The organism is Corallococcus silvisoli (assembly GCF_009909145.1).
Classification (GTDB): domain Bacteria; phylum Myxococcota; class Myxococcia; order Myxococcales; family Myxococcaceae; genus Corallococcus; species Corallococcus silvisoli.
The window spans coordinates 177798-201637 of sequence record NZ_JAAAPJ010000006.1; the positions used below are offsets into that span (position 1 = coordinate 177798).

Sequence of the window (23840 nt, forward strand, 5' to 3'; positions counted from 1 at the left end):
GTCCGCCGACACGCGATGCTCCCGCGCGTCCTGCCGGAGGTGCACACCGTGTCCCTGTTCGATGCCGTCACCGCGGGAGACCGCGCCGCCCTCAGCGCCCAGCTCGACGCGGGCGCCGACCCCAACCCCTTCGACGCCGAAGGGCGCACGCCCCTGATGGTGGCCGCGCGCGTGGGCCGCGACGACCTGGTGCGGGCGCTCCTCGCGGCGGGCGCGGACCCGTCCCTGCCCGACAACCTGGGGGAGACGCCCTTCGTCACCGCCGCCGCCTACGGCCACCTCGCCGTGTGCGCGCTCCTGTCGTCCAAGGCCACCGACGACGAGAAGGACCTGGCGCGCACGCTCCTGAAGAACCAGGGCCTCTCCGAGCTGCCCTCGCGCCCCTCGGAGGTCGCCCCGGACGCCTTCCGCCGCAAGCTCGCCTCCGCGGGCGCCTACGTCGCCGGCAAGCTGGGGGATGACGGCGCCACGAAGCGCCTGGAGCGCGTGCTGCGCTCGGAGGGCAACGCCCCCAAGGGCCGCAAGTAGTCCCGGCACGCCGTGGAAGGACGAAGGGCCCGGCCGCTCCCGCATCGGGGAGCCACCGGGCCCTCGTCACTTCATCCGTGGGGGCGCGCTACTCCGGCTTGGCGCTGATGACCGGGCTGGGCGCCACGGTGCCGCCCTTGCTGCTCGTCTCGAGCGCGTCCGCGACCAGCTCCGTGATGTCCTTGACCTGGATCTGCTCGCGGCCGGTGTCGTTCTTCGCGTCGTTGAGCATCGTGGAGCAGAACGGGCAGGCCACCGCGACGATGCCCTTGCCACCCTGCTCCTTGTAGTCGCCCACCATGCCGGGCTTCTTCTTGTCCGCGGCGTCGGGGAAGGGCGTGGACGGGTCCTCCGCGTGCTTGAGCGTGAGGGCCACCTCGTTCATGCGGTTGTGGTTGATGCGCGTGCCGATGTGCTCCTCCATCCACATCCGGCCGCCACCCGCGCCGCAGCAGAAGCCCTCGCGCTGGCTGCGCTGCATCTCCACCACCTCCAGGCCCGGGATGCTCTTGAGCACTTCACGGGGCGCGTCGTACACGCCGTTGTGCCGGCCCAGGTAGCAGGGGTCGTGGTAGGTCAGCTTCGTTCCGGCGTTCATCACAGAGGACAGCTTGATGCGCTTGTCCTTGAGCAGCTCGTTGATGAGCTGCGTGTGGTTGATGACGCGGTACTCGCCGCCGAACTCCGGGTACTCGTTCTTGATGGTGTTGAAGCAGTGCGGGCACTGGGTGATGACCGCCTTCACGCCCATCGCGTTCCAGGACTCGACGTTCGTCTTGGCCAGCGTCTGGTACAGGTACTCGTTGCCCATGCGGCGCGCGGAGTCGCCGTTGCACATCTCCTGCTTGGACAGCGTCGCGAAGGACACGCCCGCCTCGCGCATGATCTTCACCAGCGCGCGGCTCACCTTCTTCTGCTTGTCGTCGTAGCTGCCCGCGCAGCCCACGAAGAAGAGGTACTCGTATTCGCCGCCGTCACCCCAGGTGGGCAGCGCCAGGTCCTCCGCCCACTCGTCGCGCCGGTCCTGGCCCAGGCCCCAGGGGTTGCCCTGGCGCTCCATGCCCTCGAACACGCGCTGGATCTCCGGCGGGAACTCCGCCTTCACCTGCACCTGGTAGCGGCGCATGTCGATGAGGCGCGGGACGTTCTCGATGAACACCGGGCAGGCCTGCTCGCACCAGCCGCAGCTGGTGCACGCCCACACCGTCTCCGCCTTCAGCGCGCTGCCGACGATCTCCGGCAGGGGCTCCTTCACGCCGTGGGGGCCGTAGCCCTCCTCCACCCAGCGCTCGTTGTCCCAGAGCCAGTGCTTCAGGTCCTGGTTCACGGCCTTGTGCGTGAGCGGCTTGCCCGTGATGTACGTGGGACAGTGCGTCTGGCACCGGCCGCACTCCGTACAGGAGTACAGGTCCAGGCCGTTCTTCCAGGTGAGGTCCTTCACCGTGGCGGCGCCGAACTCCTCCTTCTCCAGGTTCGGCGTGGACAGCTTGCCGGTGGAGTGCGTGCGCTGGAAGAAGACGTTGGGCAGGCCCGTGATGATGTGGAAGTGCTTGCCCAGCGGCAGGAAGTTCAGGAACGCCAGGATGATGGTCAGGTGGGTGAAGAATCCCGCCACGCCCACCACGTGCGCCGCCGTGGGGCCCAGCGGCATCATCAGCAGGCCGGTCAGGCTGGTGATGGGCTCCCACCACAGCAGCGAGGCCGGCGCCGTCGGCACGTGCGAGGCGCCCATGGACACCTGCTGCGCGGCGGCATGCGCGGCCACGATGTGGCTGCCGCCGAAGAGGAACTCGGTGATCATCAGGCCCGCGATGAAGCCCAGGATGAGGTACGCCTCCCACGACTGGGACATGCGGTCCGGCTTCACCTTCCAGCGCGTCCACACGAAGTACGCCACGCCCAGCAGCGCCAGCGCCGCCACCGCGTCCTTCACCAGCAGGTAGACCTTGTAGAGCGCGAGCAGCGGCGGCGCGGCGTCCCACGCCGGGTGGCTCATGTCGGTGAGCACGTCCAGCGCGTTGGACGAGAAGCCCATCACGAACAGCATGATGGTGCGCACCGCCAGCACCATGAACGCCGCGTAGATGAAGATGTGGAACAGGCCCGGCGTGAACTCCTCCGGATCCACCATGCGCTTCTGCCCCAACCCGAAGCGCACCAGCTGCGCCACGCGGTAGGGGATGTGGTCCAGCCGGTTCTCCTTCTTCATCGCGAGCAGCACGCCCACGCGGCCGGACATCGTGATGACGAAGATGGAGACAGCGCCTGCGAGCAGCAGGCCAGTGATGATGGGGTTCATGGAACCTCGGAAACCTCTGGGGCCGCACGGCGAAGAACGCCGGGTTGCCGCGTTGCGGCAATTCTGGAGTGGCTGTCAACCCTAGCAGGGGTGATTCGCGAATCAAGCACCGAGCGGAAACCCGTGCCTGGTGACAGGCCACCCCGCGATTCCGCACCGGTTTCCAGGCCGGTGTCCAACGGGGCCGCGCACCCCTGTCCAATGCTGGAAACCCGGCCGGGAGCACGGCCGGAACCCCCGCCGGGCCTGTTGGATGGCAGGCGGGCGGACGTGCCCTGAATAACGTCCGCGAAACTTTGGGGGCCCGAGGGCTTTACAAAACCGAGGCGGCGCCCCAAAATGTTCGTAAATCGGTCAAGAAGTGCTTGTAAAGGGCCCGCATGGGGCAGGCCCGGGTGACCGACGCAGGGCGTCCAAGGGGACGCGAGCCGTCAAGGCCGTACACCCCGTGAACGGAGCGCCCAGGGAGCCGGACATGAGCCACGACGAGAGCACGTATCTGGACGAGGGGCGGGACTACCTGGACCTGGGCGACGAAGGTGAGAGTGGACGGGCGGTGCTGCCCCTGCAGCCCACCGAGGACCGGCGCTGGGGGCACCTGGACGAAGAGGCCTGGGGCGGCTGGAGCGTGGTGGAGTGAGCCGGGGCCCCCGCGTCCGGTGGACTGCGCGGGGGCATTCGTTGAGAGGTCCGGGGGGCGGCTTGCACTCCCGGAAGTTGATGCAGTGCGCTGACGCAGCGGCGCTCCCCGCCTCCGGGCCGGGTCGAGCCCCTGGCGCGTGACCCCGGGATGACCGGTCCCCAAGTCCGCATGAAGTAAATCCGTAAAGCGTTGAACGGTTCTGTTGAGCGCTGGGCTCGCGGGGGTGACCCAGGGCCTCTCCAGGCGCTCCGGGCGGGTTGCGCGGGGGTGATCGCTGGCCACGCCGGGGCGCGGAACCGTGGGGACGTGGTCGGGCAGGACACGTTGCTTTCACGACCGGAAACCCGACATCCTGCCGAAGCAAGCGGCAGGACCTCCGGGACGGACGTGGGCCTTGGGCCCGGGAGTTCGGGGCCTGGGAGCGTCTTCGCGACGGATTCGCGGCAGGATGGGCCCCACCCACCATGCGGGAGTGCGGATGAAGCAGACGGCCTGGGCGGTGGAGCGCGACGCGGAGAGCGGCCGCGAAGTGCTGCTGCTCGTGACCCTGGAGGCCGAAGCGGAGACGCCTCGGGCCCCGGTGGCGGTGAACCTGGTCATCGATCGCAGCGCGTCCATGCGGGGCGCGCCCCTGGCGGCGGCGGTGGAGGCGGCGCGCGCGCTGGTGGAGCGCGCGGGCCCGCGCGACTACGTGGGGCTGCTCACCTTCGACGCGGACGCCGAGCAGGTGCTGCCCGTGCGCGCCATGGACGCGAGCGCCAAGGCGTCCTTCCTGAAGACGCTGTCGCGCCTGGAGTCGGGTGAGGGCACCGCGCTGCACGAGGCCGTGGAGCGCGGCGCGGAGGCCGTGCGGCGCGTGCTGGTGCCGGGGGCCCGGCCGCAGCTGCTGATGCTCACGGACGGCGAGCCCTCCGTGGGGCCCACCGCCCTGGGCGAGTTCAAGGTGCTGGGCCAGCGGGTGTCGGACTCCGGCGTGGCGCTGCACGCGCTGGGGTTGGGGCGGCACTACCTGCCCGAGATCCTGGAGGCGCTCACGGGCCCGTCCGGCACGGGCTTCACGCACGTGGACGACGCGGAGGGGCTGCCGCTGGCGGTGGGCGCGCTGGGCGCGGAGCTGTTCGGCGAGGTGGTGTCCGACGCGCGCGTGTACGTGCTGCCCACGGGGTTCGCGGACCTGCGTTGCCGCCACCGCTACCCGTCGCGCGTGGAAGGGGACGCGATGAGCGCCGCGCTGGGGGCGGTGTCGCACGCGTTCCCGCGCCGGGTCCTCTTCGCGGGCGTGCTGGAGAAGGGGGACTGGAACCTCACCGTCACCGCCTCGTACACGGAGAACAACGACACCCGCCGGCTGTCCGTGCCTGTGACACGCCTGTTGCCGGACAGTGACGAGGGCCGCTTCGTGCGCGCCGTGTCCGCGGAGCTGGAGCTGGTCTCCTTCGAGGCCGCCGCGTGGAAGGCGCTCGCCCGCAGACAGCAGGACGCGGCGGAGCGGGCGCTCGAGGGCGCGGACAAGGGGCTCTACAAGCTCGCTCGCCTGGGCTCGTCGGACGTCCCCGCGCAGCGGCACGTGGACCGGCTGGCGGACCTGAGACGGGCGGTGGAGCGACGGGCGGCCCAGCCGTCCGCGCTGGGCGTGCGCCGGGCCCAGTCCGAGGTGTCGCGCATCACCATGAGCCGCATCGGGCCGGCGTTCCCGGTCGCCGCCCAGGGGGTCCCTCCGCCTCCGGCGGCGCGCGCGGCCCTGCCCGCGGTGGCGAGTGGCGGTGCCCCTCCGGCGGCGACGCTGGACAGCGGGGCGCTGCTGCCCTGGAAGACGGGTGGCGGAGAGTCGTAACCCGGCGGGCCTCCGGTGCGTACGAGGGTGCGTGGGGTCCTCACAGGCCCCCGGCGCCGGGCGTGCGGGTGTGCGGAATGCCTGTCCGCCTGGAAGGTTGAGTGCACCCCGCGGGGACGCATCCCAGGTAGCACGGCGTTTCCAGGTGAATTAACGGGAGTCGCATGACGCATCCGTGGAGCAAGAGGTCTGGAAGCCGGCTCGGTGGGCTGGGAGTGGCGGGCGTGTTGCTGCTGGCGACGGTGGCCCAGGCCGCGCTGCCGTCCACCGCCGTGGGCAGCACCGCACCCGACGAGGGCGACCCGCGCCTGGAGGGAGCGCTGCTCCTGGATGCCACGCAGGTGAAGGCGGGCGGCGACTTTCGCGTGGGAGTGCGCCTCAAGCTGGACCCGGAGTGGCACGTCTACTGGAAGAACCCGGGAGACTCGGGGCTGGCCACGGAGGTGTCGTGGGATGCGCCGGGCGTCCAGGTGGGTGACCTGCGCTGGCCCTTCCCCAGCACGTTCCGCACGCCGGACGGCTTCATCACCACGCACGGCTACCACGACGAGGTGCTGCTGTTCGCGCCCGCGCACGTGTCGGAGCAGGCCCAGGGCACGCTGACGGTGTCCGCGGCGGTGGATGCGCTCGCGTGCAAGGTGCACTGCATCCCCGCGCAGCTGGTGCTGTCGCGCACGCTGCCGGTGGGGCCGGAGACGGTGACGGACGCGGAGTTCGCGCCGCTGTTCGACGCCTCGCAGGCCCAGGTGCCCGCGCCGGTGGGCGGCCAGGGCGCGCCGCGCGTGGCCCTGGCGCTGGATGGCACGACGCTCACCGCGGGCAAGCCCTTCACGGGCACGCTCACCGTGACGGCGGCGGACGGCAAGCCGTTCGCGGGCGGCGTGGAGGGTGACTTCTTCGTGCCTGGCCGCATCGCGGGCGTGGACCGCGTGGCGTTGAAGCAGAAGGCGCCGGGGACGTTCGCGCTGGAGGGGCAGGCGTCGTCGGTGGTGCCCAAGGGCGAGCCCCGGCTCACCGGTGCGCTGCGCCTGGGCACGCGGGCCACGGGCTTCACGGCGGTGGACGTGGACACGGCGCTCGCGCCGGTGGTGGCGGATGGGGCGGTGGCGGAAGCTGCGCCGTTGAAGCTGCCGTCGATGAAGGACGCGGTGGGCAAGGTGAAGCCGGCGGCGGCCGCGCCGGTCGCGGCGGAGTCGTCCATGGGGTTGGGGCTCGCGCTGCTGTTCGCGTTCCTGGGCGGCGCGCTGCTCAACCTGATGCCGTGCGTGTTCCCGGTGCTGGCCATCAAGGCGTATGGCTTCGCGCGGCTGGTGCAGGAGGAGAAGGGGAAGGTGGTGCCGCACGCCCTGGCGTACGCGGGTGGCATCGTGGCGACGATGCTGCTCCTGGCGGGCGCGGTGCTGGCGGTGCGCGCGGGCGGCAGCAGCGTGGGCTGGGGCTTCCAGTTCCAGGAGCCGCTGTTCGTCGCGGGCGTGAGCGCGGTGGTGGTGGCGTTCGCGCTGAACCTCTTCGGGGTCTACACGCTGGGCGCGGACGGCACGGCGCTGGCGGGCAAGGTGGACCAGAGCCACGGCCTGCTGCGCAGCGCGGGTGAAGGCGTGCTGGCGGTGGTGCTGGCCACGCCGTGTTCGGCGCCGCTGTTGGGCACGGCGGTGGGCTTCGCCTTCGCGGCGGGCGCGGCCACGGTGGTGGCGGTGTTCCTGGCGCTGGGGTTGGGGCTGGCGCTGCCCTTCTGTGTGCTGGTGCTGGTGCCGGGCCTGGCGAAGCGGCTGCCGAAGCCGGGCATGTGGATGGAGCGCGGCAAGCAGTTCCTGGGCTTCGCGCTCCTGGGCACGACGGTGTGGCTGGTGTGGGTGATGGGCGGTCTGGCGGGGGTGGATGGCATGGCGCGGCTGCTCGCGTTCCTCATCGCGGTGGGCCTGGGCACGTGGCTGTACGGCCAGTCGCAGGGGCTGGAGGGGGGACGCCGGGGCGTGACGGTGGCGTTGGCGGTGCTGGTGCTGGTGGGCTCGGGCGCGGTGGCGCTGCGCTTCGACGAGGCGCAGGCGTCGCTGGAGACGCGCGGGGCGGTGGCGTCGTCGCACGGCGGGGCGCAGCCCTGGGACGAGGCGGCGGTGTCCGCGGCGCTGGCGGCGGGGCAGCCGGTGTTCGTGGACTTCACGGCGGACTGGTGCCTCACGTGCAAGTTCAACGAGCGCACCGTGCTGTCGCGCGACGACGTGCGGCAGGCGTTCCTGAAGCACAACGTGGCCTTCTTCGTGGCGGACTGGACGCGGCGGGACGCGCGCATCACGACGAAGCTGGCGGAGCATGGCCGCGCGGGCGTGCCGATGTATCTGGTCCTGAGCCCGGGTGCGCCGGACGCGCCCGAGGTGCTCAACGAGCTGCTCACCGCCGACAGCGTGATTCAGGCGGTGCAGCGCGCGGCGGAGTGCGGGTCGCCGCTGAAGGGTGGCTCGGTGGTGTGTGCCCGGCACTGAGTCGGGAAGTGAAGTGGCAGCGCCGGTGTTGGTTCGCAGCTTTCAACTCTCTGGAGGTCCCGTCATGAAGCAGGTCTTCAAGGCACTCGCGCTTACCGTTGCGTTCGTGGGCACCCCCGTCCTGGCCGCGGACTCCGCGGAGGTGGGCAAGCCCGCTCCGGCGTTCACGCTCAAGGACGAGGCGGGCAAGGCCCACTCGCTGTCGGAGTACAAGGGCAAGGTCGTGGTCCTCGAGTGGACGAACCCGGAGTGTCCGTTCGTGAAGCGGCACTACGAGGCCAAGACGATGCAGACGACGCAGAAGGGCTTCGATGCGAAGAAGGTGGTGTGGCTGACGGTGGATTCGTCCTCCACGCACTCCGCGAAGACCGCGGCGGACTGGAAGAAGAAGGAGGGCTTCAGCCAGCCGGTGCTGCTCGACACGGACGGTGCGGTGGGCAAGAGCTACGCGGCGAAGACGACGCCGCACATGTACGTCATCGACGGTGAGGGCGTGGTCCGCTACGCGGGCGCCATCGACGATGATCCGCGCGGCAAGAACACCGCGAAGGTCAACTACGTGAAGACGGCGGTGGACGCGCTCCTCACCGGCCAGCAGGTGCCGACCGCGACCTCCGAGCCGTACGGCTGCTCCGTGAAGTACAAGAGCTGAAGCACCGTTCGCCTCCGAGCGGTGGAAGGCCCGTGTCCCCCTGGAGGACGCGGGCTTTTTCATTTCGGCTCGCGGTGGGCGTACTTCGGGCCCAGGCCTTCGATGCGGTAGGTGTTGCCGGGGTAGGTTCGGTTGATGCTGGTCTCGACGGTGGATGGGTAGCGCTCCAGCGAGACGAAGCGTTTGACGTGCTTGCGCACCTTGAGGGCCGCGCGCGTCAGGCCCGTGACCCAGGACGGAGGGGGCTCGAACTGGATGGCGGGCAGCAGCCGCGGCGGCACCAGGCCCAGGCTGATGGGGGCCACCAGGGGGCGCAGCGGACGCGGTACCCAGCCGGCCAGGATGTCCACGGTGGACTGGGCGACGCGGTGGCTGGCCTCATCGGGGACGAACTCGCGCGCCTCGTAGTCGCGGATGAAGGCGTCGTACGCGGGCTTGTCCTCCGGGAGGTCCTTCAGGCCCATGCGCCCGCCGATTTCGCGCCAGTAATGGAACCAGGCCTCGCGCTCGTGAGCGGTGAAGGGTCGCCAGCCGAAGTCCACCATCCATTGGATGGGGAAGTCGATGAAGGTCCACAGCACGAAGAGGAAGTCCTCGTTCGGGATGCGGAAGAAGGAGTGGATGTGATTCATCTGCTCCAGGGAACGGCGCCCGGCCTCGCCCTCCCAGCCGCACTCCATGAACCGCGCGATGAGCAGCCGGGTGTCGTCGTAGCGCTTCTGACCGTGCTGGTTGAATTCACCGGTGCGGTCCAGCAGCCGGGAGACGGAGCGGCTGCCATAGGTGTGGAAGAGCGCGATCTCCGTCGACCGCACGATGTCGAACGGGAACTCGTAGTTGGTCAGCAGGTGCACGATGCGCTGGCAGTCACGCCTCGCGTCCAGGGACTCGATTTCACGGCGCACGTCGGGCAGGCGCGGGCGCCAGAACGGCTTGCGGTAGACGGGCCCGGGCACGTGGGTGCCGTGAACCTGCCCGGTGCCCCCTGAGAAGGGACAGCCCGAAGGAGCGGTGTCCTCCGGTGCGCGTGCGTGGGATGCCGGGTCGTTCATGAAGGGCAGGCTCCGGGAGGCGAGGCGCGGCGATGCTAGCCCGGGCCACGACGGACTGCCGTACCCCGAAGGGTGAGGGGGCTGCCGGATGGGCGATGCGTCGCGCGCAGGCCGTGGGGTGGCCTTGTCGTGGGCGCGAGCGCGCCGGACCTTGTCTGGGAGGGCATGAGCCCCGGACAGGAGACGCAACATGGCCAGCAACAAGGGCACGCCGAAGACCGAGAGCGAGCGCGCCGACACCCAGAGCGCCGAGTCGCTGGAGCGTGAAGCTCGCCACCAGCGCCCAGGGACGGAGCGGGGAGATGTCACCGACGAGGACGTGGGCGAGGACCGCATCCTCCAGAAAGGCATTGGCGGCTACGGCGCGCAGAAGGGCACGGAGCCCGCCAGGGAAGCACCACCGCTCAGCGACGACGGCGAGCGGTAGCACTCACCGGTTCACGCGGTGCCGCTGGGGGGCATGACGCCAGGGGGCCGCTTCCTGGTGTGCCGCCGTGGCCTCCACCTGCGAGCATGGCGAAGCCCTCGCGCTCGATGCGTGCGGGCAGCTCCGGGGGCATGGCGTGGGCCTTCGATGAGGACATCGTGGCGCGCATCATGAACCGGCCGCGCCCGGGCGGCTCTGGTTTCCACGGGGGCGGCTCCCCCGTGGAGCCGGAGAAGGCTCAGGCCGCCACGGGCTCCACGCGCTTCCGGGCCCGGGCGGAGACGCCCCTGCGGCGCCCCTTGCGCAGCACGTCCAGGTGCACCGCGTCCTCGGTCGCGAGCGCCATCAGGCGTTGCAGGTCGTCCACGCTGCTGACCGGCCGGCTGTTGATGCCGAGCAGCAGGTCGTCGACCTGGAGGCCCGCGTCTTCGGCGGGTGTGCCCTCCTGCACCTTCAGCACCCTCACGGCGCGGAGCTGGCCGGTGTCTCGCGCGAGCGCGGGCTCCAGGTTCACCGCCGTCGCGGCGATGCCCAGGAACTTCCGGTCCACCCGGCCGCGCTGGATGAGCAGGCTCGCGACCCAGGCCGCTGTCGTGGCGCTCACCGCGAAGCCGATGCCCTGCGCGAACGGCAGCACCAACGTGTTGAGCCCCACCACGCGCCCACGCGTGTCGAGCAAGGGCCCGCCAGAGTTGCCCGGGTTGATGGCCGCGTCCGTCTGGAGCATCCCCTCCAGGATGACGCCGTCCGGCAGCGTGATGGAGCGGTTGATGGCGCTCACCACGCCCAGCGACACCGACTGCTCCAGGCGGAAGGGATTGCCAATGGCCATCACCAACTGCCCCACCCGGACGGACTCTGGATCCGCGAGCGGCAGAGTGGGGAAGTCGTCGCCCTCCGCGCGCACCACCGCGAGGTCGGTGGGGGCATCCGCGCCCACCAGGGTGCCCCGGCGCTCCTCGCCGTTGTGGAGCTGCACGGTGAGGCGCTTCTGCGTGCGCATCACCACGTGCCGGTTGGTGAGCACGTAGCCGTCCGGCGTGAGGAACAGGCCGGTGCCATGTCCTCGCGCGTGCTCCACGCCCACCACCGCCGGCGCCGCTCCGGCGACGAGTCCTTCCAGGTCATCGGAAAGCTGCTGCAACAGTTTCATGGCTGGCTCCTTTCACGAACGCTTGCCCACCGTGATGGGCACCTCGCGCAGTTCGCCCGCGCGCAGCACCTTCGCCTGGATGGACGCGCCTACCTTCTCTCCGCCCAGGTAGCCCAGCAGGTCCTCCACTCCGTGCAGGGGCTGGCCGCCCAGGCTCACCAGCACGTCACCCAGCAGCAGCCCGGCCTTCTGTGCCGGTCCGTCTGGATCCACGGAGAGCAGGATGAGCCCCGCCTTCGTGCCGTCGATTTCACGTGGCAGGCGCACCGGGTAGGCGCCCACGCCCAGGTAGCCGCGGCGGATGCCGCCGTGCTCGCGCAGCGCGTTCGCCACGCGCGTCAACGTGCCGCCGGGGAGGATGACCGCGGCGGTGCGCGAGAAGGCCGCCGTGGGGATGCCGAGGAAGCGGCCCTGCGCGTCCACCAGCGCGCCGCCGGAGAAGCCAGGAGGGAGGTCCGCGTCCGTCTCCAGGTAGCGGTCCACCTGCCCGCCTGCATGCGTCCGCCAGTCGCCGCCGAACGCGCTGACGATGCCCAGCGTGGCGCGAGCGGTGCGGCCCGGGCGGCCCAGGGCCAGCACCACGTTGCCCACCTTCACGTCGTCGAGCGGCGCGGGCGCGAGCGCGGTCAGCCCGGTGGCGTCGGCCTTGAGGAGGGCGAGGTCGGTGCTCGGGTCGCGGCCGATGAGCTCCGCGGAGACCGAGCGGCCATCCGCGAGGCCCACCTGGATGGAGCCTTCATGTTCGACGGCATGGCTGGTGGTGAGGATGTGGCCGTCGGCATCCCAGACGACGCCGCTCGCCCCCCTGCGGCGGCGGGCCTCGACGCGGACGAGGGAGGGAGCGATGCGCTCGACGATAGTTGAGATGGATTGGGAGAGGGACTGGAGGGTGTCGGTGGACATGATGTGTTCCTTTCGAGCCAGAAACTAAAGGGCTCGAAAGCGCGCCACATCGGCGGACCGGGCAGGACGCGGACCTACCCGTTCGGGCAGGACACCTGACCTTCTGGAGAGGTGCCCGGCGCTTCGGGCAGGGCGTCTCAGCCCCGGTCGAGCAGTGCGCCTCCCGGGCCGAAGCCCAGGGACATGCACAGCACTCGCTGGCCCTTCACCCGGGCATCGCGCCGCGCGGACTCAGCCGCCAGCTCCGCGTCGTTGAGCACGAACACCGGGCCCCCGGTCTCCGGTAGCTCCGCCAGCGCGAGGATGTCCGCGACGAGGGACGCCGCGCCTTCAAAGCCATAGGTACAACCGCCGGGCATCAGGTCCTCATCCAGCGGACAGGGCAACGCGAGGCACACCGCGTCCGGGACCCCGCTCGCGTCCTCCGCGAGGAAGGTCCTCAACGCACTCGCGATGAACGCCACCGTGTCCCGGATGTGATGGCCATCGTCGGGGCGCGGTTGCCCGATGAACAGCGGCGGGAGCGTGGACAGGTTTCGTTCAAACACCCGAATGACTCCAGGGCTCGCGCACTTGATGCTCGTCTGGCCCACGTCCACCGCGACGGGGCTTCTCGCGTCCTGTGCCTCCAGCATCCGCAGGCCCGCACGCACGGGGGCGAAGCGCGGCGCGGGCGCGATGTGCACCGGACAGTGCAGGGCGGCCGTGGCTTCCTTCAGCGCGGCGGGGAAGCCCTCCAGCTCCGCCAGCCCTCCGCTCAGATACGCCGCATCGGGAGCATGCCGCCCCACCAGCAACTGGAGCGCTGCGGCCAGCGGAGGCATCACGCGCCCCGTGAGCGTGGTGCCGGGCACTCCCGCGCGCCGGTCGTCCTCCACCCACGGTGAGCCCAACAACTCCCACAGCTCGCGTCCCAGCACCGGCAGGTTCCACACCTCCAGCGGCGTGACGCCCTCCGGATGATGACGGCGCGGCTTCCAGGCGCGACTCACGCCACGAGTCCCGCGATGCGTTCGGCGGCCGTCCTCGCGCCGTCGTGCGCGCGGTAGGAGCGGGAGATCTCCGACACGCGCTCGCGCATCCTCGACTCCGGCGAGAGGAGCTGGGCGATGGCTTCACGGCAGGACTCCACCGTGAGCGTCCGTGGGTCTCTCGCGAGTCCCGCGCCGGACTTCTCCAGGAAGTGCGCCTGCACCGGCTGATCATTGCACACCGGCAGCAGCAACATCGGCACGCCCGCCGTCATCGCCTCCATCACCGAGTTGGCGCCCCCGTGGGAGATGAACGCCGCCGCGCGCTCCAGCACCTGACGCTGCGGCGTGTACGGCACCGCCACCACGTCACCGGGCAGGGTGCTTGGGAAGTCCGTGCCGGCCAGCTCGCCCGCGCACAGCACCAGCGTCACGCCGAAGGGCCGCGCGGCCTCCGCGATGAGGCGGAACAGCTCCGGCTGATAGGAGATCTGACTGCCGAAGGACACATACAGCACGGGCTTGTCGCCCAATCGCTCCCAGGGGAACGGCACCTCGTCACCCCGGGGTTCGGGCGGAGTCGATGGGCCCACGAGCAGCGTGTGCGGCGGCACTCCGGCATCCGGGCCCAGGAACGCCTCGGTGGCGAAGATGACATTGAGCCGGGGCGACAGGCATTCACAGGTGCGGAAGCGCGCATCGAAGCCGTGACGGTGGAACAACGCCTGCCGGTCCTCCTGGAGCGCTTTCACGTTGCGCAGCAGGGGAATCTCCGGCCGGGGCTCCAGCAGCGTGAGCGCGGAGGATACGCCCGCCCAGGGGATGCCTTCCGTGTGCGCCGCGAGCACCGCCGCGTACTGCATCCCGTCCAGCGCCATCACGTCGGGACGGAAGGCGCGCACGACCTCGCGCACCGGCTCCAGGAGCGCGGGCGCCGCGTCCAGCAACAGCCCTCGGATCCACTTCCCGAGCGCCACGTCGTCCAGCACCAGCTTCGCCAGCGCCTCGCCGCCTGTCTCGATGCCTGGAGGCGCTGCGTCGACGTGTGGCAGGCGCAACACCTCCACGCCCAACGACTCGAGCTGCGGCGCGGGTTCAGGGATGCACAACCAGCCGACGGTGTGCCCCAGACGGCGCAGCCACTGGGCGACACCGACCATCGGGTTGAGGTGCCCCTTTTCGGGGGAGGTGGCGATCAGGACTCGGGACATTCAGGTGTGCGCCTCGGCGTGAGCCTGGAGCATGGCCAGGGACACGAGTCGCATCAACAACCGGTCCATGGCGCCGGTGCTCGGGTCGTCGGAGGGCAGGCGCGCATAGCGCTCCAGCAGGTCCGACACGGCTCGCGAGTCGATGACTTGAAGGGGTTCCAGGCGCCCCGGGGACAGCCAGGCGCGATACAGCTCCAGCCAGCGCGTGCGCACGGGGCTGGAGAGCGCGGTGTGGCCGTACCGGGGCGTCTTGCGCGCGAGGCGCACCTCGTCGGGGACGAGCGAGCGCACGGCGTGCCGGAACAGCCACTTGCCGAACCCGTCCCGCAGCAGCACGGACTCCGGTAGCGCGAGCGCCACCCGGGCGAACGCCGCATCCAGATAGGGCGTACGGACCGTGAGCCCATGCGCCCTCGCACCGCGCAGCTCGGGCGGGAGGATGAGCTCGTGCAGCACCCACTCCGCGTAGCGCAGCTCCGCGGTCGCGTGCGGATGCTCCGAGGGCAGCTCCCACGGCGCGGGCATCGCGCCGAGGCTGTTCCCCAGGTTGTCCACAGGGGGATGGTCCGGGGCGTGATCGCCGTCCTGCCCCTGGGAAACAGCCCTCAAGTTGTCCACAAGCGGCATTTCGTCGCGAGGGCCCGGCCGTTGATCGGCACCGCGAATCCCAGAGGGAACCGACTCAGGGGACGGCCGCGTGTGTGGCTGTGTTTCCTGATCGCGGCCGGGAGTCCCGGACAGAGGCCTTCCTGAGTTGTCCACAGCCCCCCGTGTGTCTCCGGGGGCGTCTTCATGATCGTGCGAGCCGGCTCGGAGCGGGGCCCCGAAGTTATCCACAGCCGCCGGGGCATCGCGCTCCAGGAGGGCCGTGTCTCCGGTTCGGGCCTCCGCGTGATCGCGCCCTCCGCGTTGGAGCGCCAGCGCGCCGTGCCTCAAGACCCGCACGGCGAGGGCGCGGTCCTCGTCCACGCGGGCCTTCGCGAAGCCGGGGGCTCCTGGCGTGCCCTGGAGCACTTCATCCGCTCCCGCGCCGCTCAGGAGCACGGGGCCCGCGCCCTGCTGACGGGCTTGCAGGTAGAACACCGCGCTCGCCACGGCGCGGGCGTTGAGGATGACGGTCTGGTTGGCGAGGACCGCGTGTTCAAACAGGTCCGGCAGCACGGCGTCGGGGATGAGCACATCCACCAGCTCCGCGCCGGTCACCTTCGCCATCCGCCGCGCGTTGCTTCGCTCCACCGCGTCCGCGAAGTGCACGTCCATGGTCCAGGCTCGCACCTTCCCGGGGGCATGGCGCGCGGCCATCGCGCACAGGGCGGCGCTGTCCACCCCGCCGCTCAGGCTCACCTCGTACGTGCCTGCCTCCACATGGGCCCGCACGGTGTCGGACCAGACGGCCAGCAGCCTCTCCGCGAGCGCGTCCTCGTCGTGCGTGCCGACCTCCCGGACCACTCGCGGCAGTGCCGTGTCGATGCGCTCCACGCCGGGGCGCAGCCCCGCGTTGGATGCACGGGCATGGCACAGCAGGTCGGCCACCGCCCGGGGAGGCAGGCCGCGCGTGGGCGCCCTGCGCAGGGAGGGAGTTCGGGTCGGCATTCGAGGGGCATCATAAAGGCCACGGTGGCCCTCATGTAGAGTCCGCCTCCCTGTCGCCGGCAGGCCGACGTGCCTGCCGTGCGCTGGGCTCATGGGACTCACGCGAACAGGGGAGGGCGGGACATGCGGGAGGATGCGGTGGACGTCGTGTTGAGGGAGCGCTTCGGGCTGGAGTCCTTCCGGCCCGGACAGCGCGAGGTGCTCACGGCGCTGTTGAAGCCCCAGGGCTCCGCGCTCGCGGTGTTCCCCACGGGCGGCGGCAAGTCGCTGTGCTACCAGTTGCCCGCGTTGCTCCTCGACGGACTCACGGTGGTGGTCTCACCGCTCATCGCGTTGATGAAGGATCAGATCGACGCGCTGGGGCGACGGGGCATCCGCGCGGCGCGGCTGGACTCCTCGCTGTCGCTGGAGGAGTCCCGCGAGGTGACGGAGGCCCTGCGCGATGGAACGCTGAAGCTCCTCTACGTGGCACCGGAGCGCTTCAACAACGAGCGCTTCATGGGGCTGCTGGGGGAGCTGCCCATCTCCCTCTTCGCGGTGGACGAAGCGCACTGTGTCTCCGAGTGGGGACACAACTTCCGCCCGGACTACCTCAAGCTCGCGCAGGCGGCGCGGACGCTGGCCGCGGAGCGTGTCCTGGCGCTCACCGCCACCGCGACGCCGCAGGTGGTGCACGACATCTGCGAGGGCTTCGGCATCCCGGAGTCGCACGCGGTCGTCACCGGCTTCTACCGGGGCAACCTCACGCTGGAGACGACGCCCACGGGCATCGAGGCGCGGGATGCGCTGCTGGTGGAGCGACTGAAGTCCCGGCCACCCGGTTCCACCATCGTCTACGTCACGTTGCAGAAGACGGCGGAGCGCGTGGCGGCGCTCCTTCGTGCGGAGGGCCTGCCCGCGAGCGCCTATCACGCGGGCCTGGAGTCGGAGGACCGCGAGCGGGTGCAGGAGGCCTGGACGCACTCGGCGGAGGGCATCGTCGTCGCGACCATCGCGTTCGGGATGGGCATCGACAAGGCGGACGTGCGCGCGGTGTATCACTACAACCTGCCCAAGGGGCTGGAGAGCTACAGCCAGGAGATCGGCCGCGCCGGCCGCGATGGCAAGCCGTCCGTGGTGGAGCTGCTGGCGTGTCCGGATGACGTGCCCACGCTGGAGAACTTCGCGCTCGGGGACACGCCGCTGCCGGAGGCGCTGGAGAGTCTGGTGACGGGGCTGCTGGCCGGAGGCCCGGAGCTGCACCTGGACCTGTACGCGTTGGGCAACCGCCACGACCTGCGGCCCCTGGTGCTGCGCACGGCGCTGACGTACCTGGAGCTGGAGGGCGTGCTGCGCCAGGGCACGCCGTTCTACGCAGGCTACAAAGTGCAGCCGGCGGGTTCGGTGGAGGCGCTGGTCGGGAAGTTCCAGGGAGAGCGAGCGCGCTTCGTGAAGGACCTGTTCGCGCACGCGAAGAAGGGACGCACCTGGTACACGTTCGACCCCGCCGAGGTGTCGAAGGCGCTGGGGCAGCCACGCGACCGGGTGGTGAAGGCGCTCGATTACTTCCAGGAGCAGGGCTATGCCGAGGTGCAGGTGGCCGAACCGCGCCAGCGCTACATGCGGCTGCGCGAGCACGAGGACGCGATGGCGCTCGTGGCCTTGTTGCAGGAGCGCTTCCAGAAGCGCGAAGCGCAGGAGGTGTCGCGGGTGCGCGAGGTGCTTCGGCTCGTCACGAACGACGGGTGTCAGAGCAACGCGCTGGTGGCCCACTTCGGAGAGCAGCGGGACGCGCCCTGCGGCCACTGCACGTTCTGCCGCACGGGCATGGCCCGCGTGCTGCCGCCGCCGCACCCGAGGCCGGACTTGAGAGAGCAATTGGACGTGGCCCCGTTCCGGGCGCTGGTCGCGAAACACCCCGAGGCGCTGGGACACCCGAGACAGGCCGCGCGGTTCCTCTGCGGCCTGAGCAGCCCCGCGCTGTCCAAGGCGAAGCTCAGCGGGCACAAGCTCTTCGGCACCCTGGCCGAGTGGCCATTCGCCCAGGTGCTGGCGTTCTGTGAAGAGGGTGGACGCATCAGGTAACTGCCCCACTGTCCTCCGCATCGGCGTACGTCCGTCGGAGTGCATCAATTCGTGGCAGCCAATGGGCGGGCTCGGTCGAGGGGGATTTGCTCCCTGGCCTGACTTGTCCCCTGTTCGTCGTGCTGGATACGCTGCTCGTCCATGGCGACGCTAATCCCAGCCCTGAACCAGTGCCTCGGCCGGATGCAGGCTGGTGAGAAGCGGTTCGCGCGCCGGTTGGAGGAGAAGCTCGAGGACGACTACCTGCTTTGGTACGACGTGCCCATCGGGGGGACAGGGCATCATCCGGACTTCATCATCCTGCATCCGCGCCGCGGGCTCCTGGTGCTCGAGGTGAAGGACTGGAAGCGCGATACCCTGCATCGCCTCGACAAGACACGCGCTGTCCTGATGACGGAATCAGGCCCGAAGGAAGTCACCAACCCTTTCGAGCAGTCACGTACCTACGCTCAAGAGATCGCGACGCTGCTCCAGCGCGACCCGATGCTCCTGGAGCCCAGTGGTCCCCATCGAGGCCGGCTGGTCCTGCCCTGGAGCCACGGCGTCGTCCTCTCGAACATCACCCGGAAGCAGTTCGAAGAAGGGGAGCTGGGGCTGGCCCTGCCGCCCCATCGGGTCATCTGCCGGGATGAGATGGCGGAGGACGTCGAACCCGAGAAGTTCCAGAACCGGCTCTGGAACATGTTCCCGTGGTCTCCCACGCAGCCTGTCTCATTGCCGCAACTGGACCGGATCCGTTGGCATGTCTTCCCCGAACTGCGGATTGGAGGCACCCCGCTCGTCCGGTCCGCACCGGCCCAGGCCGAGCTGGAGCTGTCGGTGCCGGATCTCATCCGCATCATGGACCTCCAGCAGGAGCAATTGGCGCGCAGTCTGGGGGAGGGCCATCGTGTCATCCACGGGGTCGCCGGTTCCGGCAAGACGATGATCCTGGGCTACCGCTGCTTGCAGTTGGCCAAGGCACTCCAGCGCCCCATCCTGGTCCTCTGCTTCGGGAAGCCGCTCTATGGATGGCTGGAGCAGATGCTGCGCGCCCAGGGGCTCTCACAGCAGGTCGTCATCCAGACCTTCCATGCCTGGTGCCACGCACAGCTCCGTCACTTCCACGCGGGCCTTCCACCGCAAGGGCTGACGGGCGGTGAATACGCCGAGCAGCTTGTCCAGCGGGTCATCGCCGCCGTGGATCGAGGCCTCATCCCCAGGGCTCAATATGGCGCGGTGCTCATCGACGAGGGACATGACTTCCAGCCGGAATGGTTCAAGCTCATCTCCCAGATGGTGGACCCGGGTACGAATTCACTGCTGCTGCTCTACGACGACGCCCAGTCCATCTATCCGCACAAGCGGTTCAGCTTCCGAAGCGTGGGCATCCAGGCGCAGGGGCGCACGACCATCCTGCGGCTGAACTACCGCAACACCGCGGACATCCTGCGGTTCGCAGCGGACTTCGCGCGGGAGGTGCTGACTCCCAGCGACGCGGACGAGGACAGCGTTCCGCTCGTCCAGCCCCAGTCCGCCGGACGCCGTGGCCCTGTTCCGAAGATCATCTCCCTGCCCAGCCTGCATGAAGAGCTGCGCTACATCGCGGGGCGCTTCCAGCAGCTCCACGCGGAGGGTCGTGCCTGGAATGAGATGGCGCTGCTCTACCGCAGCGTGGACATCGGACAGCGGGCGGTCAGGCACCTGGGCCAGCTGGGGATTCCGCTGCAATGGGTGGGAAAAGGCGCTGGGCAATCCGCCTTCAAGTCAGCCGAGGCCAGCGTGAAGGTGCTGACGTTCCACTCCAGCAAGGGATTGGAGTTCCCGGTCGTCGCCATCCCCCGTCTCAAACGTCCAGATCCCGAGCGTCCTGACGCCAAGGAGGAGGCCCGGCTGCTCTACGTGGCGATGACCCGTGCCATGGACCAACTCGTCCTCACCGAGAGCTGAAGGCCGACCGCTTCAGGCCCCTTCCTGATTCGGGGATAGACTCCAGCGCCGTGCGCTACGAGCTTCACGACGGCCGCGTCCTCACCTGGTCCCTGGAGACGCATGTCACCACGCACTGCAACCTGCGCTGCGCGCAGTGCTGCCCGCTGTCGCCGCACCTGCCCGCGTGGGCCGTGACGCCCTCGGCGCTGGGCGAGGACCTGCGCCAGCTGGCGCGCGTGCTCAAGCCCAACGTCTTCAAGCTCACCGGCGGCGAGCCGTTCCTCCATCCGGACCTGCCCGCCGTGCTCGACGTCGTGCGCGCCTCCGGCCTCTGCGAACAGGTGTCAATCACCACCAACGGCTTCCTCGCCCAGAGCGCCCCGGACGCCGTCTATGAGCGGCTCGACCGGATGACCCTGTCGTTCTACTCCTCCGCGCCCCTCCCCGAGCGCTCCATCACCCGCATCACCGAGCGCTGTGACCAGCACGGCGTCCACCTCACCGTGAAGGCCATCGACGCCTTCCAGCGCATCACCCCGGACGCACCCCTCGCGTCCGACGCGGAGGTCCAGGACGTCTTCGCGAAGTGCTGGCTCAAGCAGCGCTGCCACCTCGTCCACCAGGGCCGCTTCTACACCTGCACCCGCCCGCCCCACGTCGCCACCGTCCTCGCCGCCGCGCACCCGCACCTGCCCGCGCTCGCGCGAGAAGATGGCGTCGTGCTCGACGCGCCCGACCTGCTCACGCGCCTGCTCACCTATCTGGAACGGGGCACGCCGCTGGCGACCTGTCGCCACTGCCTGGGCTCCAGCGGGCCGTGGGAACCCCACGCGCAATTGCCCCGCGCCCGGCCTTGATGCGGCTCAGGGCGAGGCGGGGTCCGCCGGGGGCATCTGCTCCGGGCGGATCGGCGGCTCCGCGCGCAGCGGCAGCTCCACCGTGAAGACGGAGCCCTGCCCCAGGCGGCTCTCCACGCGCACCGTCCCGCCCATGGCCTCCACCAGCGTGCGGGTGATGTAGAGCCCCAGCCCCAGGCCGCCATAGTGCCGCTCGCTCACCGCGCGCTCGAAGCGGCCGAAGAGGCGCGGCAGCGACTCCTCCGAGATGCCGATGCCCTGGTCTCGCACCGTCAGCGACGCCTTCCCCGCGTGCGTCTCCAAGCGGATGTCGATGGGGCGCCCCTGGCCGTACTTGATGGCGTTGTCCACCAGGTTCACCACCACCTGCTCCAGGCGCGGCCGGTCCCACCACCCCGTCGCCACGCCCTCCTCGACCTCCAGTCGCAGCGTGGAGCCGGAGCGCGCGGCGGGACCTTCGTACGAGGCCACCACCTCGCGCACCAGCTCCACCAGGTCCACCCGCGTGGACACCAGGGACAGCCGCCCCGCCGCGATGCGCGACACGTCCAGCAGGTCGTTCACCAGCTCCGCCAGCTTCTTCAACTGCCGCGAGCCCACGTCCAGGTAGCTCTCCACCAGCTCGCGCCGCACGGGGCCCGGGGTGCGCCCCAGCTCGCGCCGCAGCGACTGGAGCTTGAGGTTGAGCGGCGTCAGCGGCGTCTTCAGCTCGTGGCTCGCGATGGACAGGAACTCGTCGCGCAGGCGCACCGCCTCGCGCGCCTCGCGGTACAGCCGCGCGTTCTCCAGGGACAGCGCCGCGCGGTTGGCCAGCTCCTGGAGGAAGGGCAGGTCCGCGGCCGTGTAGAAGCGGCCGGACCGCCAGGTGGTGGCGAAGCTGAGGATGCCCAACGTGCGCTCTCCGGCCAGCATGGGCACCAGCGCGATGGAGCGCAGCTGCATCCGCTGGAACAGCTCCAGACGCCCCGGGTCGCTCGTCATCTGACGCAGGCTCTCCTCGGTGACCGTCTCGATGAAGAAGGGCTGCCCCCGGAACAGCAGCGGGAGGGCGCCGCTCAGCCGGGGCGCGATGGAGTGGTAGGGCGCCGGGCTCCACAGCGGCTCCCGGAGCGCTGCGTCCTCCCCGGGGGCGTGCGCCACCTCCAGCCGCTTGAAGGTGCCGTCCTCCATCATCATGTCGACGATGCACCAGTCCGCCAGCGCGGGCACCGCCAGGCGCACCACGTTGCCCAGCGTGGCCTTGTAGTCCAGCGACGTGGCCAGGAAGGAGCTGGCGCCCGCCAGCAGGCGCAGGTGCTCCTCGTTGTGCGACAGCTCGCGCGCCAGCCGCTCCGCCCGCGCGCGGGCGCGCACCAGGTCCGTCACGTCGAAGCCGAAGCCGGCGATGCCGTCCACCCGCCCCTGCGTGTCGCGCGTGGGCGTGTAGGTGATGTCGAAGATGTATTCGCGTACGGCGCCGTCCGACTGGGGAATCTTGAGCGACCGCTCCCGGCCCTGGAAGGGCTCGCCCGTCCTGTAGACGCGGTCGAGCAGCCGCGCGATGCGCTCCGCCTCGTCCCTGGGGCTCACCTCGCGCAAGGGCCGGCCCAGGAGGTCCTGGTCGCCCAACATCGAGGAGTTGAGCGGGTTGGACAGCTCGAAGCGGTGCTCGGGCCCGCGGAAGATGACCAGGTGCGCGGGCGCGCGCATGAACAGCTCCCACAGCCGGGCGCGCTCATATTCGGCGGCGGCGCGGGCCGCGCGCTCGCGCTCCAGGAGGTCCGCGCGCTCCACGTTGGCCTGTCGCAGGCTCACGTTGAGGATCGTCACGAAGATCGACAGCACCAGGAAGAAGCCCAGCGCGACGAAGTTCCCAGGGGCGGTGGCCCAGGTCTCCCGCGGGGCCATGAAGAAGTAGTCCACCGTCAGCAGGGAGAGGCCGGTGGCGAGGATTCCGGGCCCCCAGCCGCCTCGCCACCCGGAGAACGTCACGGCGGCGAAGAAGGCCAGGAAGGGGGCGCTGGACATGTACGGCCACAGCGCCCGTTGGACGAGGAACGCCATCAGGACGCTCGCCGCCGCCAGCCCGTAGCGCGTCAGCACGGAGCCCTCCTTCCTCCGAGAGTCCCTGGGCGGCTGCGGAGGGACGAAGGAGGGCGGTGGTTCCGGTGGATGACGAGGGGTGGACGGGACGGGAAGGGTCATGGAGGCGTGGGACCGGCCTTCAGCGGGCTTCCTTCCGAGCGTTGGGCTGGAGGGACCCCTGCATGGCGGCGGGGTAGCGGTCCCCGGCGGCCACTCCCGGCGGCGCGATGGCTTCGATGTCCGCCAGGTCCTGCTGCGTGAGCTTCACGTCCAGGGCGCCCAGGTTGTCGTCCAGGTACTTGCGGCGCTTGGTGCCCGGGATGGGGACCACGTCCTGGCCCCGGGAGAGCACCCAGGCGAGCGCGAGCTGCGCGGGCGTGCACTGCTTCTGGCGCGCGAGCCGGTCGATGTGCTCCACCAGCTTCAGGTTGCGCTGGAAGTTCTCCCCCTGGAAGCGGGGCGAGTGGCGGCGGTAGTCGTCCTCGGGCAGGTCCTCGATGCGCTTGAACTGGCCGGTGAGGAAGCCGCGGCCCAGGGGGCTGTAGGGGACGAAGCCCACGCCCAGCTCGCGGCACGCCTCGAGGACGCCGTCCTCGGGCTCACGGCTCCACAGCGAGTATTCCGACTGGACCGCCGTGATGGGGTGCACGGCGCACGCGCGGCGCAGTGTCTCCACGTTGACCTCCGACAGCCCCAGGAAGCGCACCTTGCCCGCCTTCACCAGCTCCGCCATCGCGCCCACGGTGTCCTCGATGGGCGTCTTCGGGTCGACACGGTGCAGGTAGTACAGGTCGATGACTTCCATTCCCAGGCGCTTCAGGCTCGCGTCGCACGCCTGCTTCACGTACTCCGGCCGGCCGTTGATGCCGCGCGACTGCGGGTTGGCCGGGTCGCGCACGAGGCCGAACTTCGTGGCCAGCACGAGCTTCGCGCGGTGGGGACCGAGCACGCGGCCCACCAGCTCCTCGTTCCGTCCCGGGCCATAGGCGTCCGCGGTGTCGAAGAAGGTGATGCCCCGGTCCAACGCGTGGAGCAGCGTGGCCTCCGACTCCGTGTCATCCCGGCCCGAATAGAAATCCGACATGCCCATGCAGCCCAGGCCCAGCGCCGAAACGGTGAGGCCCTGCCTGCCCAGCTTTCGAGTCTCCATGTCCTGTGTCTCCCCGCGGGTGCGTTCCCCTGGGAGAATCTTCACGCG

18 protein-coding genes are annotated in these 23840 nt (G+C 70.4%); 9 read left to right on the forward strand and 9 right to left on the reverse strand.

The window, feature by feature from the left end; all coding sequences use genetic code 11:
- The first annotated feature begins 48 nt into the window (after positions 1 to 48).
- Complete coding sequence (locus GTY96_RS12375; RefSeq protein WP_186002103.1) at positions 49 to 528, forward strand: ankyrin repeat domain-containing protein; 480 nt, start codon at positions 49 to 51, stop codon at positions 526 to 528.
- A gap of 88 nt (positions 529 to 616) precedes the next feature.
- Here GTY96_RS12375 and GTY96_RS12380 read toward each other — a convergent pair whose 3' ends face one another.
- Positions 617 to 2827, reverse strand: a complete 2211-nt coding sequence (locus GTY96_RS12380; RefSeq protein ID WP_161664822.1) for a (Fe-S)-binding protein — start codon at positions 2825 to 2827, stop codon at positions 617 to 619.
- A 475-nt stretch (positions 2828 to 3302) separates the two neighbouring features.
- Between GTY96_RS12380 and GTY96_RS12385 the strand changes: the two genes are divergently transcribed.
- From GTY96_RS12385 to GTY96_RS12400, 4 genes are all read left to right on the forward strand, one after another.
- Positions 3303 to 3467: a hypothetical protein gene (locus GTY96_RS12385; RefSeq protein WP_161664823.1), complete on the forward strand. Its 165-nt coding sequence runs from the start codon at positions 3303 to 3305 to the stop codon at positions 3465 to 3467.
- Between the two features lie 481 nt (positions 3468 to 3948).
- Positions 3949 to 5304: a vWA domain-containing protein gene (locus GTY96_RS12390; RefSeq protein ID WP_143906341.1), complete on the forward strand. Its 1356-nt coding sequence runs from the start codon at positions 3949 to 3951 to the stop codon at positions 5302 to 5304.
- Between the two features lie 164 nt (positions 5305 to 5468).
- Positions 5469 to 7784: a protein-disulfide reductase DsbD family protein gene (locus tag GTY96_RS12395; RefSeq protein WP_143906338.1), complete on the forward strand. Its 2316-nt coding sequence runs from the start codon at positions 5469 to 5471 to the stop codon at positions 7782 to 7784.
- A 64-nt stretch (positions 7785 to 7848) separates the two neighbouring features.
- Complete coding sequence (locus tag GTY96_RS12400) at positions 7849 to 8436, forward strand: thioredoxin family protein (protein ID WP_143906336.1); 588 nt, start codon at positions 7849 to 7851, stop codon at positions 8434 to 8436.
- A 59-nt stretch (positions 8437 to 8495) separates the two neighbouring features.
- Here the strand turns inward: GTY96_RS12400 and GTY96_RS12405 are convergent, their stop codons facing one another.
- Positions 8496 to 9488, reverse strand: a complete 993-nt coding sequence (locus GTY96_RS12405) for an oxygenase MpaB family protein (protein WP_143906334.1) — start codon at positions 9486 to 9488, stop codon at positions 8496 to 8498.
- A 190-nt stretch (positions 9489 to 9678) separates the two neighbouring features.
- Between GTY96_RS12405 and GTY96_RS12410 the strand changes: the two genes are divergently transcribed.
- Positions 9679 to 9915 (forward strand): hypothetical protein, encoded by a 237-nt coding sequence (locus GTY96_RS12410; protein WP_161664824.1) that lies wholly within the window; start codon positions 9679 to 9681, stop codon positions 9913 to 9915.
- 238 nt (positions 9916 to 10153) lie between these two features.
- Here GTY96_RS12410 and GTY96_RS12415 read toward each other — a convergent pair whose 3' ends face one another.
- The 5 genes from GTY96_RS12415 to GTY96_RS12435 form a co-directional block, all read right to left on the reverse strand.
- Entirely contained in the window at positions 10154 to 11068 is a 915-nt protein-coding gene (locus GTY96_RS12415; protein ID WP_143906329.1) for a S1C family serine protease, read from the reverse strand.
- 12 nt (positions 11069 to 11080) lie between these two features.
- Positions 11081 to 11971, reverse strand: a complete 891-nt coding sequence (locus tag GTY96_RS12420) for a S1C family serine protease (protein WP_161664825.1) — start codon at positions 11969 to 11971, stop codon at positions 11081 to 11083.
- Positions 11972 to 12108: 137 nt separating this feature from the next.
- Entirely contained in the window at positions 12109 to 12963 is an 855-nt protein-coding gene (locus GTY96_RS12425) for an ROK family protein (RefSeq protein ID WP_143906326.1), read from the reverse strand.
- Positions 12960 to 14153 carry a glycosyltransferase gene (locus GTY96_RS12430; RefSeq protein WP_161664826.1) on the reverse strand — a complete coding sequence of 398 codons (1194 nt, stop codon included), beginning with the start codon at positions 14151 to 14153 and terminating at the stop codon, positions 12960 to 12962. Before GTY96_RS12430 ends, GTY96_RS12425 begins: the two co-directional genes overlap by 4 nt.
- A complete protein-coding gene (locus tag GTY96_RS12435; RefSeq protein WP_161664827.1) occupies positions 14154 to 15746 on the reverse strand; it encodes an asparagine synthase-related protein in 1593 nt (530 codons plus the stop codon).
- A 123-nt stretch (positions 15747 to 15869) separates the two neighbouring features.
- Here GTY96_RS12435 and GTY96_RS12440 point away from each other — a divergent pair, with 123 nt between their 5' ends.
- The 3 genes from GTY96_RS12440 to GTY96_RS12450 all read left to right on the forward strand — a co-directional run bounded on the left by GTY96_RS12440 (position 15870) and on the right by GTY96_RS12450 (position 20578).
- Positions 15870 to 17810 carry a RecQ family ATP-dependent DNA helicase gene (locus tag GTY96_RS12440; RefSeq protein ID WP_161664828.1) on the forward strand — a complete coding sequence of 647 codons (1941 nt, stop codon included), beginning with the start codon at positions 15870 to 15872 and terminating at the stop codon, positions 17808 to 17810.
- 141 nt (positions 17811 to 17951) lie between these two features.
- Entirely contained in the window at positions 17952 to 19739 is a 1788-nt protein-coding gene (locus GTY96_RS12445) for a DEAD/DEAH box helicase (RefSeq protein ID WP_201756025.1), read from the forward strand.
- Positions 19740 to 19789: 50 nt separating this feature from the next.
- Positions 19790 to 20578, forward strand: coding sequence for a radical SAM protein (locus tag GTY96_RS12450; protein WP_161664829.1), 789 nt, complete (start codon positions 19790 to 19792; stop codon positions 20576 to 20578).
- Positions 20579 to 20584: 6 nt separating this feature from the next.
- Here the strand turns inward: GTY96_RS12450 and GTY96_RS12455 are convergent, their stop codons facing one another.
- Entirely contained in the window at positions 20585 to 22660 is a 2076-nt protein-coding gene (locus tag GTY96_RS12455; protein WP_255442747.1) for a sensor histidine kinase, read from the reverse strand.
- 121 nt (positions 22661 to 22781) lie between these two features.
- Positions 22782 to 23792 carry an aldo/keto reductase gene (locus GTY96_RS12460; RefSeq protein WP_161664830.1) on the reverse strand — a complete coding sequence of 337 codons (1011 nt, stop codon included), beginning with the start codon at positions 23790 to 23792 and terminating at the stop codon, positions 22782 to 22784.
- Positions 23793 to 23840 lie beyond the last annotated feature (48 nt).

Excerpts from the sequence above, each read along its gene's own strand:
- GTY96_RS12380 (WP_161664822.1), bottom strand. The coding sequence starts at position 2,827 with ATGAACCCCATCATCACTGGCCTGCTGCTCGCAGGCGCTGTCTCCATC.
- GTY96_RS12385 (WP_161664823.1), top strand. The coding sequence starts at position 3,303 with ATGAGCCACGACGAGAGCACGTATCTGGACGAGGGGCGGGACTACCTG.
- GTY96_RS12390 (WP_143906341.1), top strand. The coding sequence starts at position 3,949 with ATGAAGCAGACGGCCTGGGCGGTGGAGCGCGACGCGGAGAGCGGCCGC.
- GTY96_RS12395 (WP_143906338.1), top strand. The coding sequence starts at position 5,469 with ATGACGCATCCGTGGAGCAAGAGGTCTGGAAGCCGGCTCGGTGGGCTG.
- GTY96_RS12400 (WP_143906336.1), top strand. The coding sequence starts at position 7,849 with ATGAAGCAGGTCTTCAAGGCACTCGCGCTTACCGTTGCGTTCGTGGGC.
- GTY96_RS12405 (WP_143906334.1), bottom strand. The coding sequence starts at position 9,488 with ATGAACGACCCGGCATCCCACGCACGCGCACCGGAGGACACCGCTCCT.
- GTY96_RS12410 (WP_161664824.1), top strand. The coding sequence starts at position 9,679 with ATGGCCAGCAACAAGGGCACGCCGAAGACCGAGAGCGAGCGCGCCGAC.
- GTY96_RS12415 (WP_143906329.1), bottom strand. The coding sequence starts at position 11,068 with ATGAAACTGTTGCAGCAGCTTTCCGATGACCTGGAAGGACTCGTCGCC.
- GTY96_RS12420 (WP_161664825.1), bottom strand. The coding sequence starts at position 11,971 with ATGTCCACCGACACCCTCCAGTCCCTCTCCCAATCCATCTCAACTATC.
- GTY96_RS12430 (WP_161664826.1), bottom strand. The coding sequence starts at position 14,153 with ATGTCCCGAGTCCTGATCGCCACCTCCCCCGAAAAGGGGCACCTCAAC.
- GTY96_RS12435 (WP_161664827.1), bottom strand. The coding sequence starts at position 15,746 with ATGCCGACCCGAACTCCCTCCCTGCGCAGGGCGCCCACGCGCGGCCTG.
- GTY96_RS12440 (WP_161664828.1), top strand. The coding sequence starts at position 15,870 with ATGCGGGAGGATGCGGTGGACGTCGTGTTGAGGGAGCGCTTCGGGCTG.
- GTY96_RS12445 (WP_201756025.1), top strand. The coding sequence starts at position 17,952 with ATGGCGACGCTAATCCCAGCCCTGAACCAGTGCCTCGGCCGGATGCAG.
- GTY96_RS12460 (WP_161664830.1), bottom strand. The coding sequence starts at position 23,792 with ATGGAGACTCGAAAGCTGGGCAGGCAGGGCCTCACCGTTTCGGCGCTG.